15 protein-coding genes and 2 pseudogenes are annotated in these 21,207 nt (G+C 58.8%); 13 read left to right on the top strand and 4 right to left on the bottom strand.

Annotation, left to right across the window (positions count from 1 at the left end):
- The first annotated feature begins 138 nt into the window (after positions 1-138).
- From ugpQ to GH657_RS14120, 4 genes and pseudogenes are all read left to right on the top strand, one after another.
- Positions 139-936, top strand: a complete 798-nt coding sequence (ugpQ, locus tag GH657_RS14135; RefSeq protein ID WP_281349393.1) for a glycerophosphodiester phosphodiesterase — start codon at positions 139-141, stop codon at positions 934-936.
- 386 nt (positions 937-1,322) lie between these two features.
- Positions 1,323-2,608: pseudogene (locus tag GH657_RS14130) on the top strand (dicarboxylate/amino acid:cation symporter).
- Positions 2,609-2,638: 30 nt separating this feature from the next.
- Positions 2,639-4,624 carry a sensor histidine kinase gene (locus GH657_RS14125; protein ID WP_153101496.1) on the top strand — a complete coding sequence of 662 codons (1,986 nt, stop codon included), beginning with the start codon at positions 2,639-2,641 and terminating at the stop codon, positions 4,622-4,624.
- 18 nt (positions 4,625-4,642) lie between these two features.
- Positions 4,643-5,998, top strand: a complete 1,356-nt coding sequence (locus GH657_RS14120; RefSeq protein WP_153101766.1) for a sigma-54-dependent transcriptional regulator — start codon at positions 4,643-4,645, stop codon at positions 5,996-5,998.
- Between the two features lie 56 nt (positions 5,999-6,054).
- On the opposite strand, the gene GH657_RS14115 is transcribed toward GH657_RS14120, so the two are convergent.
- Entirely contained in the window at positions 6,055-6,588 is a 534-nt protein-coding gene (locus GH657_RS14115; protein WP_153101495.1) for a peroxiredoxin family protein, read from the bottom strand.
- A gap of 258 nt (positions 6,589-6,846) precedes the next feature.
- On the opposite strand from GH657_RS14115, the pseudogene GH657_RS14110 reads away from it, so the two are divergent.
- Positions 6,847-7,478, top strand: a pseudogene (locus GH657_RS14110) (hypothetical protein).
- A 405-nt stretch (positions 7,479-7,883) separates the two neighbouring features.
- Here the strand turns inward: GH657_RS14110 and GH657_RS14105 are convergent.
- Positions 7,884-9,506: a YifB family Mg chelatase-like AAA ATPase gene (locus tag GH657_RS14105; RefSeq protein ID WP_153101494.1), complete on the bottom strand. Its 1,623-nt coding sequence runs from the start codon at positions 9,504-9,506 to the stop codon at positions 7,884-7,886.
- A 109-nt stretch (positions 9,507-9,615) separates the two neighbouring features.
- Positions 9,616-9,870, bottom strand: a complete 255-nt coding sequence (locus GH657_RS14100) for an accessory factor UbiK family protein (RefSeq protein ID WP_153101493.1) — start codon at positions 9,868-9,870, stop codon at positions 9,616-9,618.
- A 394-nt stretch (positions 9,871-10,264) separates the two neighbouring features.
- On the opposite strand from GH657_RS14100, the gene GH657_RS14095 reads away from it, so the two are divergent.
- The 8 genes from GH657_RS14095 (at position 10,265) to ptsP (ending at position 20,331) form a co-directional block, all read left to right on the top strand.
- Positions 10,265-10,603 (top strand): P-II family nitrogen regulator, encoded by a 339-nt coding sequence (locus GH657_RS14095; RefSeq protein WP_153101492.1) that lies wholly within the window; start codon positions 10,265-10,267, stop codon positions 10,601-10,603.
- A gap of 48 nt (positions 10,604-10,651) precedes the next feature.
- On the top strand, positions 10,652-12,028 hold the full coding sequence (locus GH657_RS14090; RefSeq protein ID WP_153101491.1) for an ammonium transporter: 1,377 nt from the start codon (positions 10,652-10,654) through the stop codon (positions 12,026-12,028).
- Positions 12,029-12,424: 396 nt separating this feature from the next.
- Positions 12,425-14,689, top strand: a complete 2,265-nt coding sequence (locus GH657_RS14085) for a PKD domain-containing protein (RefSeq protein WP_153101490.1) — start codon at positions 12,425-12,427, stop codon at positions 14,687-14,689.
- Between the two features lie 242 nt (positions 14,690-14,931).
- Positions 14,932-16,224, top strand: coding sequence for a glutamate--cysteine ligase (gene gshA, locus GH657_RS14080; protein WP_153101489.1), 1,293 nt, complete (start codon positions 14,932-14,934; stop codon positions 16,222-16,224).
- Between the two features lie 90 nt (positions 16,225-16,314).
- Positions 16,315-17,274 (top strand): glutathione synthase, encoded by a 960-nt coding sequence (gene gshB, locus GH657_RS14075; protein ID WP_153101488.1) that lies wholly within the window; start codon positions 16,315-16,317, stop codon positions 17,272-17,274.
- Between the two features lie 140 nt (positions 17,275-17,414).
- The gene (locus GH657_RS14070; RefSeq protein ID WP_153101487.1) at positions 17,415-17,879 is read left to right on the top strand and encodes a PTS sugar transporter subunit IIA; all 465 of its coding nucleotides are present in this window, start codon (positions 17,415-17,417) and stop codon (positions 17,877-17,879) included.
- A gap of 148 nt (positions 17,880-18,027) precedes the next feature.
- On the top strand, positions 18,028-18,297 hold the full coding sequence (locus GH657_RS14065; protein WP_153101486.1) for an HPr family phosphocarrier protein: 270 nt from the start codon (positions 18,028-18,030) through the stop codon (positions 18,295-18,297).
- Positions 18,298-18,582: 285 nt separating this feature from the next.
- Complete coding sequence (gene ptsP / locus GH657_RS14060; protein ID WP_153101485.1) at positions 18,583-20,331, top strand: phosphoenolpyruvate--protein phosphotransferase; 1,749 nt, start codon at positions 18,583-18,585, stop codon at positions 20,329-20,331.
- Here ptsP and GH657_RS14055 read toward each other — a convergent pair.
- Positions 20,328-21,149, bottom strand: a complete 822-nt coding sequence (locus GH657_RS14055) for a HesA/MoeB/ThiF family protein (protein WP_153101484.1) — start codon at positions 21,147-21,149, stop codon at positions 20,328-20,330. The genes ptsP and GH657_RS14055 overlap by 4 nt on opposite strands.
- Positions 21,150-21,207: the final 58 nt, after the last annotated feature.

Raw genomic sequence — 21,207 nt, 5'->3', positions numbered from 1 at the left:
CCGGACTCGGGTTTTTTCGATGTTGCCAAGGGGCTGCGCCGACCGTTATCCACTCAACACGTCTTGCCTGCCCACCCACTAATTTCGCCGCCGCTTCTTAATAATGCTTCAATTGGCACATCCGGCCCTGGTGTAAATGTGATAACCCATACAAACGTCACGAGCGCGGCGTTATCTGCTACCTGGCCTTATCCGCGCATGATTGCGCACCGTTGTGGCGGCGTGCTTGCCCCTGAGAACACGCTGGCGGGTTTCGACATGTGCGCGCGTTACGGCTATCGCATGGTCGAATTCGACGCCAAGCTTTCCGCGGACGACGAAATTTTCTTGCTGCATGACGATACGCTTGAGCGCACGACAAACGGTCATGGCGCGGCAGCATTGCGCAGTTGGCGAGAGCTCTCGATGCTTGACGCAGGTGCATGGTACGGCGCGGGTTTCATTGGGCAACGCTTGCCGACGTTGAGCGATGTAGCGCACCGGTGCATCGGAGACGCCATTGCCGCGAACATCGAGATCAAGCCGTGCCCGGGGCGTGACGTGCGCACGGGCGAGCATGTTGCGAAGGCTGCGTTAACACTCTGGCGTTCTGATCTTGCATCGGCTTCGGCCATGCCTCCGTTACTGTCGTCATTCTCGGTTGAGGCGCTTGCTGCTGCACGCGATGTGGCGCCCTTGCTGCCGCGCGGAATACTTTTCGATGCGGTGCCAGACGATTGGCGGCCAATCGCACGGGGCCTCGAATGCATTTCGCTGCATGCGAATCACCGTCATCTGAGTGCGGACCGGGTTGCGCGAATTCGGGCCGAAGGCTTGCGGGTGCTGGCCTACACAGTGAATGACCCCGCCCGCGCACGTGAGCTGCTGAAATGGGGCGTCGACATGATTTGCACTGACCGCCTCGATTTGATCGCGGCTAATGAATCGGGCGTTTGAGCAAGGGCCATTTATTGTGTTCGGATTCCTGTCCAGAAGCAAAATGGATGTCCAGGGAAAACGCATCGGCCCATTGCATCAGGGTTTGCCCGAGGTTCGCGGCATAGATGCCGTCCAGTTTTTCCGACGCTTTCTGTAAAAATTCCGGATATCCAGATTTCACCGGCCGATTTCAGCAAGAAAACCGTTAAAAATCAAAAGAATAAATTTGGTATGGGGCTGGCATCGACCTTGCTATATAAGGCGCGGCCATCGCGGCCCATGACAACAGCAAGGAGGCAACACGATGTGCGAGATCCCTTTCCGGTTTGGCTGAATCCATCGTCTTGCCGTAGCCTGACAGGCTCCTGGCTTGTCCCCTAATCGCAGGATTGCAGCAGGTATTCATCGTGAAAAAACCATTCTATAAAGTGCTTTACGTCCAGGTGATCCTGGCGATCATCGTCGGGATCGCGCTGGGGCATTATTCCCCGGTGCTGGGGTGGATATGAAGCCGCTCGGCGATGGCTTCATCAAGCTGATCAAGATGGTGATCGGGCCGATCATCTTCTGTACGGTGGTGACGGGCATCGCGGGCATGCAGGACATGAAAAAGGTAGGGCGCGTGGGTGGCAAGGCGTTGCTTTACTTTGAGGTCGTGTCCACCTTTGCGCTGGCGCTGGGGCTGATTGCGACCCACGTACTCAAGCCTGGCGTGGGTTTCAATGTTGATCCTACGACCCTCGATGCCAAGGCGGTTGCCAGCTACGCGGCGAAAGCGCATGGGCAAACCACCGTCGATTTTCTGCTGCATATCATTCCAGACACGATTTCGTCGGCGTTCGCGCAGGGCGAGATCTTGCAGATCCTGTTGATCGCCTTGCTGTTCGGCAGTGTGCTGGCGACGCTCGGTGAGCGTGGAAAGGTCGTGACTGATTTCATCGAAGGTATTTCGTCCGTGCTGTTCGGCATGGTTCGCATCATTACGAAGCTCGCGCCGATTGGCGCATTTGGCGCGATGGCGTTCACGATCGGCAAGTACGGCGTGGGTTCGCTGGTACCGCTGCTCAAGCTGATCGGCACGTTCTATCTGACGGCGATTGTTTTTGTCGTGGTGGTGCTGGGAGGGATTGCGCGGCTGGTGGGCTTCAATATCTTGCGTTTTATCGCCTACATCAAGGAAGAAATGTTGATCGTGCTGGGCACGAGTTCTTCTGAAGCGGCCTTGCCGCAACTGATGCTCAAGCTCGAAAAGCTGGGCTGCTCGCGTTCGGTGGTGGGGCTGGTGGTGCCCACGGGTTATTCGTTCAATCTCGATGGCACGAACATCTATATGACGATGGCGGTGCTGTTTATCGCTCAGGCAACCAACACCGATCTCACCTGGGCACAGCAGCTTACGTTGCTGGCCGTGACGATGCTGACGTCGAAGGGCGCGAGCGGTGTCACCGGAGCAGGTTTTATTACGCTCGCGGCGACGTTGGCAGTGGTGCCTACCATTCCGCTGGCGGGCATGGTGCTCATTCTTGGCATCGACCGTTTCATGAGCGAATGCCGTGCGCTGACCAACATCGTTGGCAATGGCGTGGCGACGGTCGTGGTTTCGGCCTGGGAGAACGAGCTGGACCGCAGCAAGCTGCAAACGGCGTTACGCGGCGGCGAGACGCCCAAGCAAGAAGCCGCGGGCGCATAAATAACGCATCGTTGCGAGGCCGCGCGGCAAATGGCCCGCGCTGGCTTGTGCTTACGGCGTTCGGTGGATTCACGAAAGGCTATGCCACAATACCCCGCCTTCATTTGCCGGGATTGCCCTTTCGTGACGCGCCGCCTTCTGATTCTGTTTGTGCTGGCTGCTGGGCTGACCGCGGGATGTGGCCTGGCGTGGCATTTCGCCTGGCAGCGCGGTATCGATACCCTGCGGCGTCACGCTTCGGTCCGTGCTGATCGAACGACCGGCGCGCTTAAAAGTACACTCGAGCGCTACGAATCCCTGCCTTATCTGCTTGCCGAACATCCGTTCGTGCAAGACCTCCTGACTTCCCCCAGCGCGGCCAACGTGGCCCGCGCGAACCATTACCTGGAAGACCTGAACCAGCACGCCCGGGCGACTGCGGCTTATGTCATCAAAGCCGATGGCCTGTGCGTGGCTGCGAGCAACTGGCGTGGCCCGGAGAGTTTCGTGGGGGTGCAGTATCGTTTTAGGCCGTACTTCGTCGATGCATTGCGCGGTCTCGTCGGACGATTTTTTGGCATCGGAACGATTTCGCACGATCCCGGTTATTTCATTTCGCAGCCGGTCTGGCGCGACGGAAAGATCGTCGGTGTCACGGTTGTGAAGCTTAATCTGGAGTGGTTTCAGGGCGCGGATATGGCGGAGCCGCTGATCGTCACCGACGATCACGGTGTGATTTTCCTGTCGTCGGTGGCGGCGTGGAAATACCACACGATGCGACCGCTGCCGGAGGCGCTTGCCGCTTCTATTTTTCAGACGCGGCAATATGCGCAGCAGAACATCACGTCCTTGCCGGTCACCACCGAACAACGTTATGCCGATGACGCTGAGATCGTGCGCTTGGGAAGGGGGCGGCTTGCGCCGCGTTATCTCATGACGCGCCGCGCGATCGGTGAGCCCGATTGGCATCTGATGACGCTCGCCAGCGTGGCACCGGTCGATGCCGATGCACGCGATGCCGCTATCGTGACGGGTTTTGGTTATCTCTCGCTGTGTCTGCTGGCGTTCTACTGGCGCATGCGCCGCGCGCGCGTGCGCGAGATGATTCGCAGCCGGGCGCTGTTACAGGCGTCCTACGCTGCGCTGAACCAGCGAGTCGCCGAGCGCACGATTGACCTGTCGCAAGCCAATGCGCAACTGCAACGGGAAGTCGCGGAACGGACCCGTGCTGAACAAGAGCTGCGTGCCGCGCATGACGAACTGATTCAGGCGAGCAAGCTGGCGGCGCTAGGACAGATGGCGGCGGGTATCACGCATGAACTCAACCAGCCGCTGGCCGCATTGCGTGGGTTTTCCGATAACACTCAGGTATTGCTTGAGCGTGGCGACCAGGCCGCGGTGCGGGACAATCTCGAAGCGATTGCCGCCCTGACCGAGCGCATGGGCAAGATCACGAATCAGCTCAAGCTGTTTGTCGGGCGAGCGCGGCCGCGTAATGCGGTCGTGCCTGTCGTGCGCGCGTTGCGCAATGCGCTGGCGCTACTGCAGCAACGGCTTGAGCGCGTCACGATGACGTTCACGCAGCATGATGCGAGGCAATTGACGCCACAGCTGCAGCCGCTCGATATTCATGAGGACTATCCACAGTTCATCGCGTACTGCGATGAACTGCGTCTGGAGCAGGTGCTGATCAATCTACTCAGCAATGCGCTCGATGCAGTCGCTGATGCACCGCAGCCGCATATCGCCATTGTGCTCAGTGTTGCGGCGACGAAATTCACGCTCAGCATCGACGACAATGGCCCCGGCATTACCGACGAAGTTTTACCGCATCTTTTCGAGCCGTTTTTTACGACCAAGGAGATGGGCATGGGGCTCGGTCTTGGGTTGGCGATTGCTTCGTCCATTGCACGGGAGTGCGGCGGCGCACTGGAGGCGCGCAACGCGCCCGGCGGTGGCGCGTGTTTCATCCTGACTTTGCGCCGCGCGGTGTTACCCGACGCACGCACGGTTTTTCCTCATGATCTGGTTTCCTGACGTTAAACGATGACTCTTATGCCTGATCGCGGCTTGCCCGTGCTTTATATCGAAGATGACGCACTGGTGCGGCGCGCCAGCATGCAGAGCCTGCAACTGGCAGGGTTTGAGGTGATTGGCCATGCGTCGGTGGAAGCGGCCGCGATGCTGATCGACCGCGAATTTTCTGGCGTGATCGTCAGCGATATTCGCTTGCCTGGCGCGAGCGGTCTCGACCTGCTCGCGCAGTGCCGCGAACGCGCGCCGGACGTGCCGGTGATTCTGGTGACGGGACACGGCGATATTTCGATGGCGGTCCAGGCGATGCGCGATGGTGCTTACGATTTCATCGAGAAACCTTTTGCCTCCGAGCGCCTGATCGAAACAGTGCGGCGTGCGCTTGAGCGGCGCAAGCTGGTTCGGGAGAATCTCGCGCTGCGCCGTGAGCTGGCAGGGCATAACACCAATGTGCCGCGCATCATCGGACGCAGCGTTGCGATCGAACAGGTGCGACGGCTGATTGCAAATATCGCGCCCACGGATGCCGCGGTGTTAATCAATGGCGATACCGGCGCGGGCAAGGAACTGATTGCGCGCAGCCTGCACGAACTTTCGCCGCGTCATGACAAGCCCTTCATCGCCATTAATTGCGGTGCATTGCCCGAGTCGATGTTCGAGTCAGAGATGTTCGGTTACGAGCCCGGTGCCTTTACCGGGGCGGTGAAGCGCCGGATTGGCAAGCTCGAACACGCATCGGGGGGAACGCTGTTTCTCGATGAAATCGAAAGCATGCCGTTGGCATTGCAGGTGAAACTGCTGCGCGTATTGCAAGAAGGGATGCTTGAGCGGCTGGGCTCGAACCAGCCGGTACGGGTGAACTGCCGGGTTGTCGCGGCGGCGAAAGGGGAGATGGCGGAACATGTGGCGTCTGGCGCGTTTCGCCAGGATTTGCTGTACCGCCTGAATGTCGTGACGATCGTGTTGCCACCGCTCGCGGAGCGGCGTGAAGATATCGTGCCGCTGTTCGAGCATTTCGTGCTCGATGCCGCCGTGCGTTATCAGCGGCCTGCGCCGTTTTTGTCGGAACTGCAGCGCATGCGCTTGATGCAGCGCGACTGGCCAGGCAATGTGCGCGAGCTGCGCAATGCCGCTGACCGGTTTGTACTGGGGGTGGCTGAAGATTCGCTGGCGTTACCCGAGAACGATGCGTCATCGCAGCAGTCGCTCAAGGAGCGGGTCGAGCAGTTTGAGCGGGCGTTGATCGTACAGGCGCTGGAGCAGGCGGGTGGCGTGGTGGCACTGGCGGCCGATCAGCTGCATCTGGGCAAGGCCACGTTGTACGAGAAGATCAAGCGCTATGGGCTGACGGCGCGCGGTGACAGTGAGCCGCGGTGATAGTGAGCCGCAAACGGGGGCTAAAAAAAGCTTGGGTCAGGCCGTACTGGGCCGCATCAGGCCGCTTTCAGTGCCTTGTCGAGCAACTGGTCGAGTTCGGTGAACTGTGGCGCGCCGACATAACGTTTGAGAATCTTGCCGTTTTTGTCGATGACAAACGTCGTGGGCGTGAGCTGCACGTTGCCGAACTGGCTGGCGGCAGAACCATCGTCCATGGCGACCTTGAACGGTAACTGGCGCGTGGTGGCGTAGTTGTTGACGTAGGCCGGTGTGTCATAGCTCATCGCAACAGCGACGAATTCAAGCCCACGGTCCTTGAAGCGGTTATAGGTTTCGACCATCTGCGGCATTTCCTTGATGCAGGTGTCGCAGCTTGTAGCCCAGAAATTCACCATATAGACCTTGCCCTTGAGCTCGGAAGTGGACACTTTCTGGCCCGAGAGCAGGGTGAAGGTGGCATTGGGCGCTGACTGCTGCCCGCCGAAGGCGAAATAACCTGCACAGGCCAGCGCCACGGCGATGAGCGCCATGACGGTATAGCGAACGAAGTGATGGGGGCGTGCGCGCCCTGGGGCGGAAGAAGAGGTCATGAAGCCGGGTCTCGCAAAAACAGGGAAAGTGCACGATACGTTGCAGCGGTTTGGGATGGCGCTTTGCAACTTTTCGCAATCAGGCTTTTGCCCATGGCGGGCGGCGGGCTGAATCGCGCGGTCATTGTAGCGTCAATCGGTAGCGTTAATTGTCAGCGCATGTCAGCGCATTTGACGCTGGCATCCGGGTAAGACACGAATTTGCCGCCGGCAGCGGATAATTGCCCTGTTACGTTTTTTTGACTTCAATCCGCTTATATGTCCCGTATTTTCTTTGTTTTACGCGCATTTCCAATGGCCGGCCTGAGGGTTTGCCTGAGGGTTTGCCTGAGCATTGTTCTCTGTACCTTGCAACGCCTGCGACAGCCGGTGAGTGTTGTCGTGCTGCTGTTCGCGGGGGGGCTGAGCGCCTGCACCCCCGCTTACGACTGGCGCACGATCATGAATAACGATAACGGCTATACCGTCGATTTACCCACCAAGCCTGGCGCTGACGAACGGGAGATCGACATCGGCGGCATACCGATGAAAATGATGGTGCAGACAGCCGAAGCCGGTGATGCGGTGTTCATGGTGGGTACGGTGATGCTGCCGGACGACCAGGCGCTTACCCAGCAGTCCGTGCTGGCGTTCCTGCGGACAGGGCTGGCGCGTAATCTTCGCGCCGCGCCAGATTTTCACGCCGTTCCCATTCCGCTTGCCGCGGGGGACAGGTGCCCGGCATCGAAATAACACTCAAAGGCGAGGCGGGCCCGAGACATGAATCCCGCATGCTCTACGCCCGGCTCGTTGCCAGGGGACGCCATGTCTACCAGGCTGCCATCATCGCGGATAAGGCGCCGCCGCAAGAGCAGATCGACCAGTTTTTTCAGTCGTTCAAGCTGTACTGAGCGGGCGATGTCACCGTGGTATCAGGTGGCGTGGCATGAAGTGAATGCGCTGTCGCAGGTTATGACGCTAATAGGCGGATTTTATGGGTGTTTTCCTGGTTACCCACAGGAGTTGTGGATAACTTTGTGGAAAACTCAGGGCCGCATCTCGCAAAAGCCCGTCAGATGGGGCTTCGGTTAGTTTGCCCGCGATCTCGGCAAACAAGAATTGATAATTAAATCAATAGGTTAGTTATGCGGTCTCAGGTTGTGTGTGGCGGGTGTATCAAAATATTTCAAATTTATGGAGTTGTGCATAAGTCAAGTCTTGACAGGCATTTTTTTGCTTTGCTGCAAGCAGGCTGAGCGGCTGCGGACTGCCCGGAACCACGGGCTACCGTTGCAGGACAGCATGGCGGGTGAAACCTAAACATGAGAAAAAACTCGCCGGTATTGAATGGCTTCGGCGATTTGCCGGACGTCAGGCATGGGCGCTCCCGCCAGATCAGCGATGGTGCGTGCGACCTTCAGCACTCGGTAATACGCCCGCGCGGACCAGCCAAAGCGCTCGCTAGCTTCGCGCAGTAACGCTTCACCAGCGCTGTCTGGACGGCATACTTCATCCACCTCTCGCCCGTTAAGTTCGCGGTTGGTTTTGCCTTGCCGTGCGCGCTGCACACCGCGCGCAACGCTGACGCGTGCGGCGATGGCCTCACTCGACTCGCCGGATGTGTCTGTTCGCGCGGACAGTTCGACAGGCGTCAGCGCAGGGAGCTCGATCTGAATATCGATACGGTCCAGCAGCGGCCCCGATAGCTTGCGCAAATAGCGTGCGGCAATCTCGGGCGTACAGCGGCAGCGGCCATTGGGATCGCCGCGCCAGCCGCAGGGGCAAGGGTTCATGGCGGCGATCAGTTGGCAGGCCGCGGGGAAATCCACTTGCAGCGCCGCCCGCGAGATCGTGATACGTCCCGCCTCAAGCGGCTCGCGCAAGGTTTCGAGCACATGGCGGTCAAATTCCGGTAACTCGTCCAGAAACAGCACACCAAGGTGCGCCAGCGTGATTTCGCCTGGCTGCGGTGGATTACGGCCACCGACCAATGCGGCAGCGCTCGATGAATGGTGGGGCGCGCGAAATGGCCGCTGGCGCCAGCGTTCGGCCGAAAAGCCCAGCATGCTGGCCGACAGCAATGCCGCCGACGTGAGGGCTTCGTCGTCGGTCATGGGCGGCAGGATGCCGGGCAAACGGGCCGCGAGCATAGATTTGCCCGCGCCAGGCGGGCCGACCATCAGCATGTGATGGCCGCCTGCAGCGGAGACTTCGAGGGCGCGCCGTGCGCCTTGCTGACCGATCACGTCGGCCATGTCGAGTGGATGCACGAACGCGGCATGGGCCTCAGATCGTGTGGCGATGACCGGTGTGAGACGGGCATCCGGCGCGCAAGCCAGATGAGCGCACAGCGAGGGAAGATCAGCCGCGCCATAGACATCGACGCCTGGCACGAGCGCGGCTTCAACTGCGCTTGCAGCGGGCAGATAGAGTTCTGGCAGGCGCATTGCCGCGCGCTTTGGGCTAATAGGGTCAGCGGCGTTCATGGCGCTATCGGTGCTGCCAGTGCTGCCGGTGCTGCCGGTGATATCGGCGCCAGGGTGGCCGCGAGCCGTGCCACAGGCCATGGCAAACGCGCCACGCATGGGCCGCAACGCTCCGGTCAGCGAGAGTTCCCCCGCGAATTCACGGTGCAGCAGGGCATCGAGCGGAATTTGCCCGCTCGCCGCGAGAATGCCGAGGGCGATGGGCAAGTCAAAGCGTCCCGATTCTTTAGGGAGATCGGCGGGCGCGAGATTGACCGTGATACGGCGCACCGGGAAATCAAAACCGCAATTTTGCAGCGCGGCGCGTACCCGCTCGCGGCTTTCGCGGACTTCGAGATCAGGCAGGCCGACGATGGAAAACGACGGCAGCCCATTGGCCAGATGAACTTCTACAGTGACTTCGGGCGCGCGGCCAGAAGCCGGCGCGCGACTGCGCACCACGGCAAGCGACATAAATCCCCCGTTGTGCGGCGCAGAGAGTGCGCCGCTGCTCTAAAACGCTGATGACGCCACGCTCAAGGCTCGCCCGCCCGTGATAGTGATGCGCTTTGCCCTGATGGTTTCAGGACGAAGGCGTGAGCGGCATTTGCTGTTCGAGTTCGGCGATGCGCCGCTCCAGTTCCTCCAGCCGTGCCCGTGTGCGCACCAGAACCTGGGTTTGCGTATCGAACTCTTCGCGCGTGACCAGATCGAGTTTTGAGAAGCCTTGCGACAGCACGGCTTTTACGTTGCGCTCGACATCCTTGACGGGAGAGTTTTTGAGCAAGTCGCCGACGCGCGCTTGCAAATCGTTGAAGACATCGTTGGGTTGTTTCATGAGGTTTCTCCAGGATGCACAAAAAATGTGCGTGTGCTGTGGTGTGGATGTTTCGTGAGCGCTGATGCGCGAAGCGAGTGCATCGCGCCGCATAACCCGGTGCCGGGCCGGGGGCTCAAGCCTGCGGACACTCTAGCAATGATCGTTAGGCCACGCCACCGGGTACCGCTAACGCTGGCCAGCAGGCCAGGTCCGCGGAAGCCTCCGTCAGCGCCGTGGCCTTTGCCTGTGGCGCTGACCGGCAGTCTGCCATAGACATGGCACAAGAGTTGCTCAGGTGACTCATGCACACGTCGCAAGCCCTGGCCGATGACATGTTGGTGCGAACGGATGAGGCCGTGTGCCAAACGACCTTTGAAGCAACGGTTTTTGAAGCAACCACAGCGAGGAATTCATGAAACTCATTACTGCAATCATCAAGCCGTTCAAGCTCGATGAAGCGCGCGAGGCCTTGTCGGCGATGGGGGTCTCCGGCATTACCGTGACGGAGGTCAAGGGCTTTGGCCGGCAAAAAGGACACACCGAGCTTTACCGTGGCGCGGAATATGTCGTCGATTTCCTGCCGAAGGTCAAGATCGAAGCGGCTGTGCCGGATGAGATCGTCGAGCAGGCGATTGACGCCCTCGAACAGGCGGCCCGCACCGGCAAGATTGGCGACGGCAAGATTTTCGTCACGTCGATTGAACACGTGATTCGCATTCGTACGGGCGAGACCGGCACCGACGCGCTCTAGCACAAGCTGCAACCCATCATCCAGACCGTAACGCAAGAGGAAACGAAGATGCGCAACTTACTGATGTCCTTGTTGATGGCTGGCGCATTGCTTGCCGGTGCCTCGGCTTCGGCCTTCGCGGATGAGGTCTCTCCGTCCAGCGCGGTGACGGCGGGTGTCACCGCGCCGGCTGCGGAGCCAGCCCGGCCATCACTGGTCGATTCATCGAAGATCAGTTCAGGCGATACCGCCTGGATGCTGACTTCGACGGCACTGGTGCTGTTCATGACGATCCCCGGCCTTGCGCTGTTTTATGGCGGCATGGTGCGCAAAAAGAATGTGCTGTCGATGCTGATGCAAAGCTTTGCCATTACCTGTGTGGTCACGGTGATCTGGACGGTGATCGGCTACAGCCTTGCCTTTACGCCGGGCGGACCGTTTCTCGGCGGGATGTCGCGGATATTTCTCGCGGGCATGAGTTATATCAAAGGAGACAAGGCCACGATGCTGAGTGTGAGCCACCTCGCACCGACCATCCCCGAATCGGTCTATTTCATCTATCAAATGACGTTTGCGATCATTACTCCCGCGTTGATTACCGGTGCCTTCGCGGACCGGATGAAGTTTTCCTCGATGCTGGTGTTCATGACGTTGTGGTCGATCATCGTGTATTCGCCGATCGCGCATATGGTCTGGGAGCCAACCGGCTGGCTGGCGAGCCAGGGCATTCTCGATTTCGCGGGCGGCACGGTCGTGCATATCAACGCTGGGGTGGCGGCGCTGGTCTGCTGCCTGGTATTGGGCAAACGGGTTGGATACGGCCGCGAAGCGATGGCGCCACACAACCTGGTACTGACGCTGATCGGCGGCGCGATGTTGTGGGTGGGCTGGTTTGGCTTTAACGCAGGTTCGGCGCTGGCCGCCGATGGCCGTGCGGGGTTTGCCATGCTGACGACGCAAATTGCCACCGCGATGGCCGCGCTGGGCTGGATGTTCGCCGAGTGGTTGACGCGCGGGCGGCCTTCTGTGCTGGGTATTGTGTCGGGGGCGGTGGCTGGGCTGGTGGCGATTACCCCTGCCTCCGGGTTTGTCGGCGTGAGTGGCGCGCTGGCAATCGGTCTGGTGGCGGGCGTGATCTGCTTTGGGTCGGCAACCTGGCTCAAGCACAAGCTGGGCTACGACGATTCACTCGACGCGTTTGGCGTGCATTGCGTGGGCGGTATCGTTGGCGCACTGCTGACGGGCGTGTTCGCGGTGAAGGAGATCGGCGGCATGGACGGCAGCGTGCTGCTGCAGGCCAAGGGCGTGCTGGTGACGCTTGTGTATAGCGGCGTGGTCAGTTTGGTCTTGCTGAAGGCGATTGATTGGATCATGGGCCTGCGCGTGACGGAAGAGCAGGAGCGTGAAGGTCTCGACGTGGCGCTGCATGGCGAACATGTGGAATAAATTCTTGGTCAGTGCGCGACCCAGGCCAGACCGGGCTTGGGCGCCATTTTGTTGTATCGGAGTCGTCGCGGCATGGGATGGGCTGGTGCCGGGGGCAGGGTGTCATGGCGTGGGGATAGTTGGGTTATTCGTCATGCCAGCGATTGATTGAAGGCCGTTGCTTAATCTGATTATTTAATTCTGAATCAGGAATGTGTCATGAATTAAGCATTGTTATAAACATAATCGGCGGAAAATGTCTGGGGTGGAATAATCTTGTAATGTGTTAACTAAATAAATTTTATAAATTGCAGAGTGTATTGACAGTCTGGGTATGAATTAAACAAAACTCCATCTGTCGTGCCAGCGAATAAGAATTAACGAAATCCATTCGCTGAATATCCTCTGGAGGAGAAAATGAACTACCAGGCAGCGAGAAGTATTGGGTGGCCAGATCGCATGATCGCGCATCTGGTCTTGTTTTATCTGTGGATGATGCAGTTCCGTAACCTGATTAAGCACAAGACTCAATCGGGGATTTTTTTAAAAAACAGTTATGCCGTAGTGCCTGCTGCGAGATTTAAATCGTTTGGGCAAAAAAAAGTTTCAGGCTGGAGCCTTGCCGGCACCGCTATAACTATTTTTCTGGCTCCCGTGCCGACTATTGCAGCGACAAGGTTTTTGACGCTGGAGGCGCCATCAGTCCAGCAACGCATGCTGGATCAACCTAACCATTACGTCGAAGCTTTGAAGGAAAGCGGTTTCGAGCCGGTTCTGGTCAGGGTGGACCCTTCCGTTGTCAATGACCAAAACAATGAGCTTGAGATTCGCCTTGCAAATGACAAGACCGTTGTCGCAAGAAAGCAGCGTTTTGCTACGGTGTCCACCGGCATCACTGCATGGGATGGCGAAATCCAGGCGCCCCAGAATAGGCGCCTTGCCGGTTCGAAATCGGACAAAGAGGTTCCGGTTGATGGCAATAACGAGGTGATCCTGGTGCGGCACGGTGCCAATATCACAGCCTCGATCCGCGTTGGTGGTGAGCTGTACCAGGTCATGCCTGTCGGGGATGGACAGCATGTGATTTACAAGCGGCCCGAACTGACGAAGCCGCATGATGAGGTCGACTGGGTTAAGGCACCGGTACACACACGGGATAATCCAGAAATCTTGCCGCGTAATTTGCGGAATTCATCGCACAGCACGATTCGTGTAATGGTGGCGATCACCAATCAGGTTCGTCCAAGATGGGCCGATATTGACGGGCTGGTTGCGCTGGCATTTAAAGAGGCCAATGTCACGAATGTGAATAGCCATGTTGCGATTACCTTCGAAAATGCGGGAGTCGTACATCTCAACTACAACGAGACCGGGTCATTGTTCGACATGCTGTACAAGATGGAAGAGCCTGACGATCCGCAACTTGGCAAGCCCGTGCACGAGTTACGTGAAGCAAAGAGAGCCGATCTGGTGGTTTTGCTGACGACCTACCAGGGCGGGATCACGGGGGTTAGCTTCACTAACGCCAGCAAAGAAAATGCTTTTTCCCTGGTCGCGGATTCAATGGCAACGGGGACCGGCATTTTTGCTCACGAGATGGGCCATAACATGGGATTGCTTCACGAGAACGATGGAGATCCGAACCAGCCGCTAGATCCGGGCAGACCGCCCTGGGTGGTTTACTCCCATGGTTTTCAGCAGCTGCAAGGCCCCAACCAGGATCATTGGCACACGACGATGGCCTATAGCTGCCCCGGAGGCTGTCCAGGTCTGAGGTATTGGTCAAATCCCAACCTGGTATATGGCGGTTACGCGATGGGAACGAAGAAGTACGAAGATGCCGTACGTCGCCTGGAAGAGCGGCGCGAATATGTTGCCGCTTTTTATCCGCCGCCTGAACAAATTTCACCGCCGTCAGTTATTGCCTCGGCATCACCCAGCGAGGTGAGCGGCAGCACGCTGGTCATGCTGGATGCATCCAGGTCGAGCGATGCCTCTGGCGGGGCATTGCGCTATGAGTGGAGCCAGTACAGCGGCTTGCCTGCGCTGTCGATCGACGGTAGTGACCAGGCGCGGGCGATGGTGCGTATTCCTGCCGTGTCCAAGCCCACGGTTTTCGTCTTCAAAGTGGTTGTGACCAATGCCGCGGGCCTGTCTGCCGCCAGCCTGCCGATTAGCGTCGAGGCGAATCCTTCTTCGCTGCCGTCAGTTGTTGCCTCGGCATCACCCAGCAAGGTGACGGGCAGCGCGCTGGTCATGCTGGATGCATCTGGGTCGAGTGATGCCTCGGGTGGGGCATTGAGCTATGAATGGAGCCAGTACAGCGGCCTGCCTGCGCTGTCGATCGACGGTAGTGACCAGGCGCGGGCGATGGTGCGTATTCCTGCCGTGTCCAAATTCACGATTTTTAACTTCAAGGTGGTTGTGACCAATGCCGCGGGCCTGTCTGCCACCAGCTTGCCGGTTAGCGTCGAGGCGAATCCTGCGGCACCCCGTCCGGAATCGTGCGGCGACGTGGCCGAGTGGGACGCCAAAAAAGCGTACGAAACATACGGAGAAAAAGTGGCATACAAGGGAAAAATATACCAACAGAATTTTTATAACATCAACTTGTCTCCAGACCGTAACTCCGCGCCTTTTGGCGCCCCTTGGGTCTATCTGGAGGACTGCCCTGGGAATTGAAATAAAAACGCTGTTTGAACGGATGTAATCGCCTCATTCCTTATTTTGTCCTGTGCCCCGGTGCCTGTGCGATTGCAGGCCCGGGGCTCTTTTTTGCCATTCGGTCAACCACTCATGCCCCCGTGTGTCCACGCGATGAAGCAGGCCTTTCCACGGGCAGTGCGCTTGCGAATGGGAAAAGCGGCCCCAAGTGGATGAGGCAATTGCTCTACAATCGCCCTTCTCCAGTTTGCGAGTGATCAATGGTTCCCCACCTGGTTACGGCCTTGAATGGCCCGCTGCTCGATCTCGAGCGCAAGATCCTCGACGCCACGCCGGCCATCGAACGCTGGTTTCGTCTCGAATGGCAGGAGCACACGCCGCCGTTTTATTGTTCGGTTGATTTACGCAACGCGGGTTTCAAGCTCGCGCCGGTTGATACCAACCTGTTTCCGGGCGCGTTCAATCAGTTGCCCGCCGAGGTTTTGCCCCTGGCGGTGCAAGCCGCGATGGCATCCATCGAAAAAATCTGCCCCGACGCGAAAAACCTCCTGCTCATTCCTGAACGCCGCGATACGCGCAATCCGGCGTATCTCGAGAATATGGCGCGCCTTGCGCTCATCATGCGTCAGGCAGGTTTGAACGTGCGTTTCGGCGCGCTTGACGAAGGCATGATGCATCCCGTTGAGATCGAGCTGCCTGACGGACAAAAACTGGTACTTGAGCCGCTTGAACGCTCGCCGCGCCGGCTGGGGCTGAAAAATTTCGATCCCTGTTCGATTTTGCTGAACAACGATTTGTCGGGTGGCATTCCGCTAGTGCTCGAAAACTTGCATGAGCAGTATCTGCTGCCGCCCCTGCACGCAGGCTGGGCCGTACGGCGCAAATCGACGCATTTTTCCTGCTATGACGAGGTGGCGAAAAAATTCGCCAAGATGGTCGAAATCGATCCCTGGATGATCAATCCATACTTCGCCCGCGTTGAGGGCGTTGACTTCGAAGCACGCACGGGCGAAGCCGCGCTAGCCGAGGCGATCGATGGCGTGCTGAAAAAGGTGGCGAAAAAGTACCGCGAATACGGCATCGACGAAAAACCTTATGTCGTCATCAAGCCCGATGCCGGGACTGACGGCAAGGGGGTGATGACGGTGTATGACGCCGCCGAAGTCGCCGCGCTGAAGCGGCGTGATCGCACCAAACTGGCCGCATCCAAGGATGGGCTCGAAGTGCATGACGTGATCGTGCAAGAAGGCGTGCATACGTTCGAGCAGGTGGGCGAGGAAGTGGCGGAGCCGGTGGTGTACATGATCGACCGCTATGTGGTGGGTGGTTTTTATCGGGTCCACGGCCGCCGCGAGCGCGACCAGAATCTCAACGTGCCGGGCATGCATTTTGTGCCGCTTGGTTTTGAGCATACGGCGTTGCCCGATGCGCACGCCAAACCTGGCGCCGCGCCACCGAACCGCTTTTATATGTATGGCGTGGTGGCGCGTCTCGGGCTGCTGGCGGCATCGGTCGAGCTGGAAAAAACCGATCCAGAGGCGATCCAGGTTTGATTCTTTACGTTTGATCCTGGCCGTCGGGCGAACCGTTTTGTCTTTTGTCAGTGCGCAACGGGCGCCCCGTCCGGATTTATCAGGAATTTTATGGACATTCTTTTTGTCGCGGATCCGCTGGAGCGTTTCCAGATTTACAAGGATTCAACCTACGCGATGATGGCCGAGGCGGCACGCCGCGGCTACACATTGCATGCGTGCGAACCCGCTCATCTGGCCTGGACCGGAGGCGATGTCGAAGCCAATGTGCGGCGTTTCACGATCACGGGCAATCCGGCCGATGCCCGGCGCTCACCATGGTTCGTGGCGCAGGCTGCCGCGCCCCGCTCGCTAAAAGACTTCAGCGCGGTACTGATGCGCAAGGACCCGCCGTTCGACATGGAATATGTCACCGCGACCTGGCTGCTCGACCTGGCTGAACGCAATCAGGGCGCGCGCGTTTTCAACAAGCCGCAAGCCATCCGCGATCACTCGGAAAAGCTGGCGATCGGCGAGTTTCCCCAGTTCGTGGCCCCGACGCTCGTCACGCGTGATGCCGCGCGCTTGCGCGCCTTTCATGCGGAACAGGGCGACATCATCCTGAAACCGCTCGATGGCATGGGTGGTATGGGGGTATTCCGCGTCAAGGCGGACGGCATGAATCTCGGGTCGATTATCGAAATGCTGAGCCAGGATGGGGCTCGTTCGGTGATGGCGCAAAAGTTTATTCCTGAGATCCAGTTGGGTGACAAACGCATTTTGCTCATTGGCGGCCAGCCTGTGCCGTATTCGCTGGCGCGTATTCCGCAGGGCAACGAGGTCCGTGGCAATCTGGCGGCGGGCGGTCTGGGACGGGCGCAGCCGCTGACCGCGCGCGATCAGGAAATTGCCGCGACGCTCGCGCCGGTGCTGGCTGCACGGGGCTTGCTGCTGGTGGGGCTCGATGCGATTGGCGACTGGCTGACAGAGGTGAATGTGACGAGCCCGACGTGTTTCCGCGAAATCATGGAGCAAACGGGGTTTGATGTGGCGGCGATGTTTATCGATGCACTGGAAGGCGCGGTTGGCTGAAACAGACTCGTGACGCATGCCACCGGCATGGGCGGAAGTCCGTCTGGCAAGCATTTTCGGGATATTTCTGCCGTAAAAATAGGCAAACAGGCCTGTTACAATCTTGAGCTTCAGGACGATTTTTTGGCAGCAAGGCTGATATGGCAGGCATTCTGATCATTGCGCACGCTCCCTTTGCTACGGCGTTAAGGGAGTGCATTGCCCACATTTACGGCGGCTTACCCGCCCGCATTGGCGTGATCGACGTTTTGCCCGATAGCGATCCCGTCAAGATTGTCGCGTTTGCGCACGCTGAGATCGAGCGGCTCAAGGAGGACAATGGCGCGCTGGTGCTGACCGATATGTTTGGGGCGACGCCTTCGAACATTGCGGGACGGCTGGCTTCCTTGCCTCAGGTACGGGTGCTGGCTGGGGTCAATCTGCCGATGCTGCTGCGCGCGGTCTGCTATCGCACTACGCCGCTCGACACGCTTGTCGACAAAGCACTGGCTGGTGCGACCAAAGGCATTCACGCGATTGCGCCTGGCACGCCACAACCTGCTGGGCCGGAGGGTTGTTTTAGCGGCCCAGGCACAGCGTCAGATGCAACCCGTTCATCGGGCTAGCGTGTTGAAGCTCGCGGACAGGGCCTGAGTATTCTGTCTAAGGTTTTGCCTAAGGTTTTGCCTAATGTTTTGCCTAAGCATCCCGCTTGAGCTTCTCGCCTGGCTGCTCCATTTATTTTTAATTTTTACCTGCGTTCTGGATCTTTACATGCTGCAACAGGAAACAACCATCGTGAACAAGCTGGGGCTGCACGCACGTGCCTCAGCCAAACTGACGCAACTCGCGGGCAGTTTTCAGGCGGAAATCTGGATGAGCCGCAACGGCCGCCGCATCAACGCCAAAAGCATCATGGGCGTGATGATGCTGGCCGCAGGTATCGGCAGCACAGTGTTAATCGAAACCGAAGGCGAAGACGAAGAACAGGCGATGGCCGCGTTGCTCCAACTGATTGCCGACAAGTTTGGCGAAGGCCAGTGAGGCTTGCGGGGACGTTAATGTGTGTCGAAACGCCGCGGATAAAATCGCGGCGTTTTTTTAGAGGGTCACAATACGGCGCATGCGTTGCGGCGCATGCGTTGACACAAAAGCATCATCATTGGCTGGCAGGCTAGGCGTTCACCCTCCAGCGGGCCGCTAGCGGATTCCCGCGACAACATCGAGAGATCGTATTTGCAAAAGGGAATTAATCCCGGGGTACAGAGTCTGAAGCGACTGCTGCGGATTGTCGTAGCATTGCGCAATGCATAACGAGAGGAGGCGCGTGTGTCGTTCACGCTGCATGGAATTCCCGTATCACGCGGCATCGCCATTGGGCGTGCCTATCTGATCGCCCCTGCGGCGCTCGATGTTGACCATTATCTGATTGAACTAAGCCAGATCGACGCTGAGATTGAGCGGTTTCGTGTAGCTCAGAGCCGGGTGCATCACGAACTCGACATGCTGCGCTCGGATCTTGCTGCCGACGCTCCGAGCGAAATGGGCGCGTTCCTCAACGTTCACAGCATGATCCTGAACGATGCGATGCTCGTCCAGGAAACGATCGATCTGATTCGCACCCGCCGCTACAACGTCGAATGGGCGTTGACCGAGCAACTGGAGCGCTTGTCGCGCCATTTCGACGATATCGAAGATGAGTACCTGCGCGAGCGCAAAGCCGACATCGAGCAGGTCGTCGAACGGGTGCTCAAGGCGCTGGCGGGGGCCTCGACGGCATTGACGGGTGGTATCCACGGGGCCTGCGACGAGATGATCGTCGTGGCTCATGACATCGCGCCCGCCGACATGATGCAGTTCAAGACGCAAACTTTTCAGGGTTTTGTCACGGATCTGGGCGGGCGCACTTCGCACACGGCGATTGTCGCGCGCAGCCTTGGCATTCCGGCGGCCGTGGGGGTGCAGCAGGCGAGTGCGCTGATTCGCCAGGATGACCTGATCATTGTGGATGGCGATTACGGCATCGTGATTGTCGATCCCGCGCCGATCGTGCTTGAAGAATATTCGTACCGCCAAAGCGAGAAAGCGCTTGAGCAGCGCAAGCTGCAGCGGCTGAAGTTTTCGCCGACGCAAACGCTGTGCGGCACGCGCATCGAGTTGTGCGCGAACATCGAGCTGCCCGAGGATGCACGTGCGGCAGTCGATGCCGGTGCGAGTGGGATTGGCCTCTTCCGTACCGAATTCCTCTTCATGAATCACAAGCACCAGTTGCCGCAGGAAGAAGAGCAATTCGATGCGTATCGCCGCGCTGTCGAACTGATGAATGGGTTGCCGGTGACGATTCGCACTATCGACGTGGGCGCGGACAAACCGCTCGACTCGATGGGCAGCGATGACCATGAAACCACAATGAACCCGGCACTTGGGCTGAGAGCGATTCGCTGGAGCTTGTCCGAGCCGCAGATGTTCCTGACCCAACTGCGGGCGATTTTGCGTGCTTCGGCGTTTGGTCCGGTAAAGATTCTGATTCCGATGCTCGCGCACGCGCGCGAGATCGACCAGACGCTCGATTTGATCCGGGAAGCCAAACGTCAGCTTGATGACGCGGGTCTGATCTATGACCCGAATGTGCGGGTGGGCGCGATGATCGAGATTCCGGCCGCGGCGATTGCTTTGCCGTTATTCCTGAAGCGGCTCGATTTTCTCTCGATTGGCACGAACGACCTGATTCAGTACACGCTCGCAATTGACCGTGCGGATAACGCAGTGGCGCATCTGTACGATCCCTTGCATCCGGCTGTGCTGCATCTGATTGGTTTTACGCTGCGCGAGGCGAAGCGGGCAGGCGTGCCGGTATCGGTGTGTGGCGAGATGGCGGGGGATCCAGCGTTGACCCGTTTGCTACTGGGGATGGGGCTGACCGAGTTTTCGATGCACCCGAGCCAGTTGTTGACGGTGAAGCAGGAAGTGTTGCGCGCTCACCTGAAAACGCTGGAAAAACCGGTAGCGGATGTGCTGGCCTCGTTCGAGCCCGAAGAAGTGCAAGCCGCGCTAAAACGCGTTGCCCAAGCGGGCTAGCCGGGTGGGCTATCCGTGTTGTTGTCCGTCCTGTTCTTGTTGTCCGCATTGCTGTCTGTAGCAACCGGCTGCTGGCAGCCACACACCGGACAATCCGGCTGACGGGCGATGCGCATCGTTGTCCATTCCATGTGCAGCGAATCGAGCATCATCAGACGCCCTGTCAGGGGCTTGCCAATCCCTGCAATCACCCGCAGCGCTTCAGCAGCCTGCATCGCCCCGATGATGCCAACTGTCGGGGCGAACACGCCCATCGTCGAACAGGCGGTTTCCTCAAACGGCTGATCTTCCGGAAAAATACACGCGTAGCAAGGCGAGGCTTCGTCACGAAAATCGAAGGTGCTGATCTGGCCGTCGAAGCGCAGCGCGGCACCTGACACGAGTGGTACCCGATGCGTGACGCAAGCCCGGTTGATCGCGTGGCGGGTGGCGAAGTTATCGGTGCAATCGAGCACGACGGTGGCGTGCGGCACGGCTCTGGCGAGCCATGCGTCATCCACCTGCTGGGCGATGGCATGCACTTGCACGTCGGGGTTTAACGCCGCGAGCATGGCACGTCCCGATTCGACTTTCGGCTGTCCTACTGACGCCGTCACGTGGAGGATCTGACGCTGCAAATTGGTCAGATCGACGGTATCGGCATCGGCCAGCGTCAGGGTGCCAACGCCCGCTGCCGCAAGGTACATCGCGGCTGGAGAACCCAGACCACCGGCTCCGATGAGCAGCACATGCGCATCGAGAAAGCGCTGCTGCGCCTCGATACCGAGTTCATCGACGAGGATATGGCGTGAGTAGCGAAGGAGTTGAGCGTCGTTCATCGCGGGGCGCGAGCGGGCTGGAGAGTCAGGCGGGGCGGGAGGGGGTGGTCTTCGCGGC

The sequence above is a fragment of the Paraburkholderia hayleyella genome, from assembly GCF_009455685.1.
Taxonomy (GTDB): domain Bacteria; phylum Pseudomonadota; class Gammaproteobacteria; order Burkholderiales; family Burkholderiaceae; genus Paraburkholderia; species Paraburkholderia hayleyella.
Note: the sequence above shows the minus strand (reverse complement) of the source record. Positions and strands in the feature narration are given on the sequence as shown.